Here is a 9,224-nt window from a genome sequence, read left to right as displayed (position 1 = left end):
TGAGAATCAGGAGTATCCTTTTGAAGAGCTGGTTCAAAAAGTAAATATAAAAAGAGATATGAGCCGTAATCCGCTATTTGATACAATGTTGGTTTTACAAAATACGGAAGAGACAGAGCTTCAAATAGAAAATTTAGTATTTAAACCTTATATTCGGGATCACATAATAGCTAAGTTTGATTTAGCGTTATATGTCAGCCTTGATGGTGAACAACTTAAATGTAATTTTGAATTTTGCAAAAAAATATTTAAAAATAAAACAATTCATAGATTATCACAAGATTTATTACTTTTATTATCTAAAGTCTCTAATCATCCTCATATAAAATTGATAGATATTAATTTAAATCAAATTGATGAGGAATCGTTAGGGCTAGGACTAATGGAATTTTCATTTTAGATAAGTTATTCTTGCGATTTATTATGTTAAATATATCTATTAAATTCAGAATTATATGATGGTAATGCCCATTAAGATAGAGGATCTATATCAGTGTCATGCGATCTACTAGAGTGGATCGTATGCCTGTTGGATCTGATGTAGAGTAGAAGAATTAGTTTTTTCAGTTAACTGCAACAACATGATGTTTAAGCCAAGGGGATTAAGCCGTAGGAAAATGAATTCTTCTATTGATATAAGATGAAAAAACTATGATTGCATATTTGTTAAATTCTATATTTTTATGCTTATTTTTAATTTTGGTTGAAGTTGATAAACGTCCACTTATGAATTCATACTTAAAAGCGAGGTTTTTTAAATGAATGTATTTGAAAAAGAAGAGATTTTTTGGCGTGAGCGGTTTGATTCTGAAGATAGAATTATTGCCTTACCATATAGTAAAAAAGAAAAAAATTATATGAGTGTAGATACTACAGCACATTTGGATTCTATTTCTATAACATTGCCTTCCAAAATTTCAAAAAGAGTTATTTCTATGGCTAATGGCTCCGAGATGGCAATATTTCTAATTCTATTATCTGGGGTTAATTGTCTCCTGTATAAGTATACAAAGGAAAAAAATATAGTTTTAGGAATTCCGACAATTGAAGCTCACAAGGAAATGTTTCCGTTTATAGACGAATTATTACCATTGAAAGCGGCTATACATAATGAAAGTACATTTAAGTCGATATTAAAAGAAGTAAATCTATCTGTGAATGAATCTATTAAACATCAGAATATATCATTTAAAAAAATGATTGCTTCTTTGAATGTTGAACTTGATATGAATAATAGACCTGTTGTTAATACTGTAGTTGCTTTACGAGAAATTCATAAATCTATTACTTTTAATGATGTATTAGTATCGGATAGTTTATTTAATTTTAATTTAGAAAATGATTTAGTGAATTTGGATTTATTCTATAACAAAAATTTATATGATAAAGATTTTATTGATAATATGCTGAAACATTTTATAAACATTTTTTCTAATGTATTAGAAAAACCTGAGATTCAATTAAATAAGTTAGAACTAGTATCTGATACAGAAAAAGAACAAATTTTAGTTACTTTTAATGATGTTACTGCGGATTACCCACGCGAAAAGACCATTCATCAATTATTTGAAGAACAAGTGGAACGCACACCGGACCACCTTGCGGTTGTATTCGAAGATCAGCAGTTGACATACCGGGAGCTGAATGAACGAGCAAATCAGCTAGCACGAACGTTAAGAGCTGAAGGTATTAAAGAAAATCAATTAATTGGCATTATGTTAGAACGTTCTATAGAAATGATTGTAGGAATGCTAGGAATATTAAAAGCAGGTGGTGCTTATGTACCGGTTGATCCAGAATATCCAGAGGAGCGTATACAATATATGCTGGAGGATTCGGGTACAAAAGTTTTATTGTTACAGAGCCATTTACAAGATCGAGTTTCTTTTAAACATAAAATTATCATGTTAGATGATTCAGCGGCTTATCTTCAAGAGGGTTCTAATTTAGACGCAGTAGTAAAACCAAATGACCTGGCTTATGTAATTTATACTTCTGGTACAACTGGTAAACCCAAGGGTACTTTAATTGAGCATAAAAACGTTGTTCGATTATTGTTTAATAATCAAAATCTGTTTGACTTCAATGCGAATGATACATGGATGTTATTTCATTCGTTTTGTTTTGATTTCTCTGTATGGGAAATGTATGGGGCCTTGCTTTACGGTGGAAAATTAGTCGTTGTACCGTCATTAATAGCTAAAGATCCTGAGCAATTTCGACAATTGATTATATCTCAAGGTGTAACGATATTAAACCAAACGCCGACCTATTTTTATCAGGTATTACAAGAAGAGATGCAGCATGACTTAAAAGAATTAAGATTAAGGAAAGTCATTTTTGGTGGAGAGGCACTCAGTCCATCTTTGTTAAAGGGCTGGAAGGAAAAATATCCGTCAACCCAACTAATTAATATGTATGGTATCACTGAAACAACAGTGCATGTAACATATAAAGAAATTACAGAAGTTGAGATTGAGGAAGGGAAAAGCAATATTGGGAAGCCGATTCCTACGTTACAAGCTTATATACTAGATGAGTATCAAAGAATTCAACCCATTGGTATCATAGGAGAGTTATATGTGGCTGGAGATGGATTGGCTAGAGGTTACCTGAACCGACCAGAATTAACAGCGGAAAAATTTGTAGAGAATCCTTTTATCCCAGGGGAACGGATGTATAGAACGGGTGACTTGGCAAAATGGCTACCTGATGGAAATATTGAATATATAGGAAGAATTGATCATCAGGTAAAAATCCGTGGTTACCGAATTGAAATTGGGGAAGTTGAATTACAGCTCTTAAAGGTGCCGTCTGTTAATGAGGCCATTGTAATTGTTCGAGAAGATGAAGTTGGACAGAAACACCTTTGTACGTACTTTGTAGCGGAAAAACAGTTAACAGTAAATAATCTAAGGGATGTATTGTCTCAAGAATTACCTGCGTATATGATTCCATCTTACTTTGTACAGCTAGCACATATGCCATTAACTTCAAATGGCAAAATTGATCGTAAAGCATTACCTGAGCCAGAACAGAATCTACAAATAGGTACAGAATATGTTGCGCCACAAACTCCGGTAGAAGAAATACTAGTTTCAATTTGGCAAACGGTACTTGGGGTTCCACAAATTGGAGTATTGGATAATTTCTTTGATTTGGGGGGCGATTCAATTAAGTCTATCCAAGTCTCTTCGAGATTGTATCAAGCTGGTTATCGAGTAGATATGAAAAACTTATTCAAATATTCGACCGTTGCGTCTTTAAGCCCGTATGTGGAAAAGATAACGCGAGTTGCTGAACAAGGAGAAGTAATAGGGGAGGCTAAGTTAACGCCAATTCAGCATTGGCTTTTTGATTGCAAGGTGGCAGCTCCGCACCACTTTAACCAAGCGTTCATGTTATACCGAAAACAAGGATTTGATGTATTAGCTCTTCGTAAAACGATGCAGAAAATTGCTGAACATCATGATGCGTTGCGGATGGTGTTCCGTCAAACTGAACAAGGGTATGAGGCATGGAACCGAGGAATTGAGGGAGAATTATTCAGCTTGGAAGTAATGGACCTCACAGAAAATAGAAATCCGGCTTCAGCAATTGAAGCGACTGCAAATGTGTTACAAAGTAGCATTGATTTAAGTGAAGGGCCATTAATGAAACTAGGTTTGTTCAAATGTGAAGAAGGCGATCACTTATTGATTGTGATTCATCATTTAGTAGTGGATGGAGTTTCTTGGAGAATTTTACTGGAAGATATTGAGGCAGGATATGAACAAGCAGTGAGTGGAGAGGCTATTCAGTTACCACAAAAGACTGATTCTTTCCAATTATGGGCGGAACAATTATCTCTTTATACGAACAGTCCAGAGATGGAAAAAGAGCGTGAATATTGGAATGAAATTGAACAAATCCCAAGGGGATTGTTGCCGAAAGATGGGGAACAAGATTGTGGTTCGATAAAGGATAGTGAAGTCATTACAGTTCAATGGACATCTGCTGAAACGGAGCAGTTATTAAAACAAACAAACCGGGCATATAACACTGAAATCAATGATTTATTATTAACTGCTTTAGGAAGGGCGATTCATAAGTGGACAGGAATGGAAAATATTGTAGTGAACTTAGAAGGACATGGACGAGAATCCATTCTTTCGGATCTTGATATAAGTCGAACAGTAGGTTGGTTTACTAGTCAGTATCCAGTAGTCTTATCGATTGAGGTAGGGAGCGATATTTCTCACCAAATTAAGAATATTAAAGAAGAATTACGCCATATCCCGAATAAGGGTATTGGATATGGTCTATTAAAATATCTATCTGAAAATCAAGAAAAGCAGACCTTTACATTGAAGCCAGAGATTAGCTTTAACTATCTGGGGCAGTTTGACCAAGATTTAGACAATACCACGATGCAGCCGTCCCCTTATTCAAGTGGTAAAACTGAAAATGAGCATCATGCAAGGTTATATGTGCTTGATATTAATGGTATGGTATCCGGTGGAAGATTAGCATTAGAAATCGAGTATAGCGGTAAACAATATAATAAAGAAACAATAGAACAGTTGGCAAAATACCTACAAGTGAGTTTAAAGGAAGTCATTGAACACTGTGTAAGGAAAGAGCGAACGGAGATTACACCAAGTGATATTACATTCAAAGGGATGACGATTGAAGAATTGGATCGCGTAGTGCAGAAAACTAAGCATATAGGTGAAATCGAAAATGTTTATCCGTTAACACCAATGCAGAAAGGTATGTTATTTCATAGTTTATTAAATTCACAATCGGAAGCTTATTTTGAACAAGTAAGGTTCAATGTACAGGGAAGTCTGAATATAAAGGGGTTCTTACAAAGTTTAGAGCAATTGGCGCAAAGACATGCCATATTCCGAACGAATTTTGTGAATGCTTGGAATGATGAGCCATTACAAATCGTTTACCGAGATAGAAAAATTAATCTTCATTATGAAGATCTTCAGGAAATGGATGAATTATCACGTAAAGAGCGGATTGAGAAGTACACGACCGAAGATAAAGAAAAAGGATTTAACCTTGCTGAAGATGGATTAATGCGTATGGCAATATTACGTGTTGAGGAGCAAACATACCATGTTATTTGGAGTTTCCATCATATTCTAATGGATGGTTGGTGCATGCCATTAGTGACGCGTGAAATATTTGAAATTTATTATGCAATGCAGGGACGAAGAGAACCTGAATTGACTGTGGTAACGCCATATAGTGAATATATTGAATGGTTAGAAGCGCAAAATCAAGAAGAGGCCTCTAAATACTGGAATGATTATTTAACAGGATATGAAGGGCAAACAGAGTTACCAAAAACCACCTCTTCTGTGAGAGATGTAAAATATATTTTGAAACACTTAACTTTCGATCTTGATAAAGAATTGACGGAAAGACTAAAACAGGTGGCTAGTGAAAATCAGGTTACTATCAATATTTTGATGCAGACAGTTTGGGGGATGCTATTACAAAAATACAACAGTAGTCAAGATGTTGTATTTGGAAGTGTTGTATCAGGAAGACCGGCTGATATACCAGGTATAGAAAATATGATTGGTTTATTCATTAACACAATTCCTGTACGTATTCATTGTGATGCAAAAGAATCTTTTGTAGAAGTAATGAAAAAGCATCAAAAGCAAGCGGTAATCTCACATGCATATGATACGTATCCATTGTATGAAATACAGGCGCAAACGGAACAAAAGCAGGACTTAATTACACATATTATGGTATTCGAAAATTACCCAGTAGAACAACAAATGGAACATAGAGAGAATCATAATGAAACAGAGTTAACAATAACGAATGTAACAATGACTGAACAAACAAATTATGATTTTAATGTTATGGTAATTCCTGGAGAAGATATTAAGGTGCATTTTCAATATAATGCCCATATGTATAATGATGAGAGTATCGAGCGAATGAGGAATCATTTGATTCAAATTATGCAACAAGTTGTAAATGACCCACAGATTGGTATAAATGAACTGGAATTAATAACAGTGGAAGAGAAAATACAAATTCTCGATGTGTTCAATGATACAGCGGCTGAATATCCATGTGAGAAGACAATTCATCAATTATTCGAAGAACAGGTGGAGCGTACACCAGATCATATTGCAGCGGTATTCGAAGGTCAGCAACTAACGTATCGTGAGCTAAATTTACGAGCAAATCAGTTAGCACGAACATTAAGAAATGAAGGAGTAAAGAGAGATCAGTTAGTTGGAATTATGGTAGAACGTTCATTAGAAATGATTGTGGGGATACTTGGAATATTAAAAGCCGGTGGTGCATATGTGCCAGTTGACCCAGAATATCCAAAAGAGCGTATCCAATATATACTGGAGGATTCGGGGGCTACTATATTATTAATACAAGACCAATTTCAAGAACGTACATCTTTCGTAGGAAAGATAGTATTGTTGGACGATGAGGAATCCTATCATAAAGAAGGAACGAATTTGAAATTGGAAGTAGGCTCTAATGAATTAGCTTATGTCATTTATACTTCTGGTACAACAGGAAATCCAAAAGGCGTTATGATAGAGCACCAAGCACTTGTCAATCGAATTCACTGGATGCAAAAAAGATATCCTATCGGAGAAACAGATATCGTTTTACAAAAAACACCATACAGTTTTGATGTATCTGTTTGGGAATTACTTTGGTGGGGAGCACAAGGGGCTAAAGTAGTATTTCTTGCTCCAGGTGGTGAGAAGGATCCAGAATTGATTATTAAAGCAATTGAGGAAAATCATGTTACAACCATGCATTTTGTGCCTTCTATGCTATCTGTTTTTCTAGATTATGTACAGAATGTTGAGACATTGAATCGTACACGTAGTTTACGTCAAGTATTTGCTAGTGGTGAAGCACTCCAAGTACAACATGTAAAACGTTTTAACAAGTTATTGGGTATGCATAATGAGACGAGGCTCATCAATTTATATGGACCAACTGAAGCAACAATTGATGTTTCATACTTCGATTGTCCATTAGACGAAACTTTAGAGCAAGTACCAATTGGTAAGCCAATTGACAATGTTCAACTGTATGTGGTTGACACAAAAGGCCATTTGCAACCAATTGGAATACCAGGAGAATTGTGTATTGCAGGAGTCGGATTGGCAAGAGGTTATCTTAACCGCCCTCAATTAACGGAAGAGAAATTTGTAGATAATCCATTTAATATAGGGGAGAAAATGTATAGAACAGGAGACTTAGCTCGTTTGTTACCAGATGGAAATATTGAATATCTAGGACGAGTTGATCATCAGGTGAAAATTCGGGGGTATCGCATTGAACTTGGTGAGATAGAGTCGAAATTATTGAAGATAGACGCAATTCAAGAAACAATTGTAATCGCAATGGAAGATGAAAATGGACAAAAGAGTTTATGTGCGTATTTTGTAGCGGATAAAGAAATTGATACAGAAAGTATAAGAGAAGCCCTATCTCATGGGTTACCTAAGTATATGATTCCAACTTACTTTATTCAGCTTATGCAAATGCCATTAACTCCAAATGGAAAGATTAATCGTAAGGCATTACCTGCCGTTGAGGAAAGCAAATTAACTAACAATAAATACGTCAAACCTCGAACGGAGATTGAAGAGCAGTTAGTTAATATATGGAAGAGTATTCTTGGTGATTTTAAGATCGGGATAAAAGATAATTTCTTTGATATAGGGGGACATTCTTTAAGGGCAACAACTCTGGTATCTAAAATTCGTAAAGAGTTGAAGGTTGATATAAAACTTAGAGAAGTGTTCCAATATTCGACGATTGAACAAATGGAAAAATTAATTGTAGGCCGAAAACAACATGCATATGTATCCATTCCGAAAATCACAGAGAGAGGACACTATCCAGTTTCATCTGCACAAAAAAGAATGTACATTTTGAGTCAATATGAAGGTGGCGAGCTAAGTTATAACATGCCAGGTGTTTTGAAGATAGAAGGGGAACTTGATCATGTAAGATTAGAAAAAGTTTTCCAACAGTTAATCCAGCGTCATGAATCACTACGTACAAGTTTTAAGATGATTCATGGAGAACTCATGCAAGAAATACATTCGAAGGTAGAATTTCAAATTGAACTTGTACAAGCAAAGGAAGAAGATGAATATATTTATGATTTTGTGCGTGAATTTGATCTGCAACAAGCGCCGTTGCTTAGAGTAAGGTTAATTCAACTGGAAAATAATCATCATATACTTTTATTTGATATGCATCATATCATTTCTGATGGAGTATCTATGAACATTTTAATGAGAGAGTTTGTGCAGCTATATGATGGAAAACAATTACCTTCTCTTCAAATACAATATAAAGACTACGCAGCTTGGCAGCAAAATATGATACATCAAGAGCAGATGAAAAAACAGGAAAGTTATTGGCTAGATATATTTAAAGGGGAAATTCCAGAATTGGAGTTGCCAACGGATTATGAAAGACCTTCTGTACGATCCTACGAAGGAGATGTGTTTGAGTTTGTTATCGATAAGCAAAGTATTCAAGGATTAAGTAACATTGAAGCTCAAACGGGAGCTACACTTTACATGATAATGCTAGCATCCTATACCATTTTATTATCGAAATATAGTGGACAAGAAGACATTATTGTAGGAACACCAATTGCAGGCAGAACTCATGCTGATTTAGAATCTGTGATAGGAATGTTTGTTAATACGTTAGCAATACGAAATTATCCAAGTGGAGAGAAGTCATTTGATTTTTACTTACATGAAGTTAAAGAAACGATGTTAAATGCGTATGAGAATCAAGAGTATCCATTTGAAGAATTGATACAGAAATTAAATATTAAAAAAGATGTAAATCGTAATCCATTGTTTGATACATTATTTGTCTTACAAAATAAAGAAAATACGAATATAAAAAGTGATCTGTTAACATTTAAGCCTTATGATATTCAAAATCAAACAATAGCTAAATTTGATTTAACAATGTATATACATTTTACTGATGATAAATTGATTGTTAGTTTTGAGTACTGTACGAAATTATTTAAAAAATCTATGATTGAAATTTTAGCAAAAGATTTCTCAACAATTTTATCTACAGTTGCTAAAGATCCTCGTATTCAATTAGGCAATATAAAGTTAGTTGAAGAAATAGAAAATGAAACGGAATTAGATTCAATAGAACTAACCTTTTAGTATTTCTTAGTT

At 34.4% G+C, this 9,224-nt stretch carries 2 protein-coding genes; both read left to right on the top strand.

Features of this window, described 5'->3' with window-relative positions; translation table 11 throughout:
* On the top strand, positions 1 to 400 hold a 400-nt coding region (locus ACTFP3_RS27205; protein WP_440011776.1), incomplete at its 5' end, for a condensation domain-containing protein.
* Between the two features lie 358 nt (positions 401 to 758).
* The gene (locus ACTFP3_RS27200; RefSeq protein ID WP_440011774.1) at positions 759 to 9,212 is read left to right on the top strand and encodes an amino acid adenylation domain-containing protein; all 8,454 of its coding nucleotides are present in this window, start codon (positions 759 to 761) and stop codon (positions 9,210 to 9,212) included.
* Positions 9,213 to 9,224: the final 12 nt, after the last annotated feature.

Source organism: Bacillus cereus group sp. MYBK5-2 (assembly GCF_051915685.1).
GTDB classification, from domain to species: domain Bacteria; phylum Bacillota; class Bacilli; order Bacillales; family Bacillaceae_G; genus Bacillus_A; species Bacillus_A cereus.
This window is presented reverse-complemented; position numbering and strand designations above follow the sequence as displayed.